Source organism: Xanthomonas sp. LMG 12460 (assembly GCF_009192895.1).
Lineage (GTDB): Bacteria > Pseudomonadota > Gammaproteobacteria > Xanthomonadales > Xanthomonadaceae > Xanthomonas_A > Xanthomonas_A sontii.
Map to the genome: position 1 here is coordinate 1 of NZ_NKUH01000160.1, position 714 is coordinate 714.

Annotated in this window: 2 protein-coding genes; both read right to left on the reverse strand. The window is 64.3% G+C overall.

Features of this window, described 5'->3' with window-relative positions:
- Window positions 1-294 (reverse strand): GNA1162 family protein (locus CEK66_RS20165; protein WP_193312732.1); only part of this gene is annotated, 294 nt, incomplete at its 3' end.
- A complete protein-coding gene (locus tag CEK66_RS20170) occupies window positions 291-662 on the reverse strand; it encodes a DUF4810 domain-containing protein (protein WP_017914534.1) in 372 nt (123 codons plus the stop codon). The genes CEK66_RS20165 and CEK66_RS20170, both read right to left, overlap by 4 nt.
- Window positions 663-714: the final 52 nt, after the last annotated feature.

Genomic DNA, 714 nt, shown 5'->3' on the forward strand with positions numbered 1-714 from the left:
AGACACCGCTTGTGCTTCATCCGCCACGGTGATGCCGTTCTGCTTGAAGGTCTCGTAGACCGGCGCCACCGGCATCACGTAGTAGCCCGCTTCGGCCAGCGGCAACGTGGTGACCGACAGCACGCTCAGGCTGGCGTTGACGTCCGGTGCATGGCTGACCGGCGGCAAGACCAGGATCGACCGCGGTTTGCTGGCCTTGTACGCGCTGTAATCGCGCGACATCGGCTGCGTCGCGCAGGCGCTCAGCAGCAGACCGAGCACGGCCACGCAGGCCATTCTTGCGACGTTCTTCATTGCGCGCTCCTCGCGTTGCTGGCGTTCTTCAACAACAGATCGATGTAGGTGCCGGACTCGGGATACTGCGTCTTCTCGGCGAGGAGTTCCTGCTGCGCTTTGGCATCGTTGCCGGTTTCGGCGTACAGCATGCCCAGATGTGCCTGCAGTCCCGGCGGCGGCCTGCGGTTGGCGGCCTGCATCACCTGCAGGTCCTTTTCCAGCGCCTGGATCTGCTGTTCCGGGCTACCGCCCTTGAAATGGCTGTAGACCTGATCCTGGTAGCTGCCCCACTGGTAGAGCGAGGCGCTCTGGTGGGCGCAGCCGACCAGCGCGAGCATGGCGCAGGCGCCAAGCCAGAACCGCGTGCGGACATTGAGGGTATTCATGTGCAAGGGTCCGTTGCGGGTCACTTGACCGGCTTCCAGGCGCCGGAGTCGA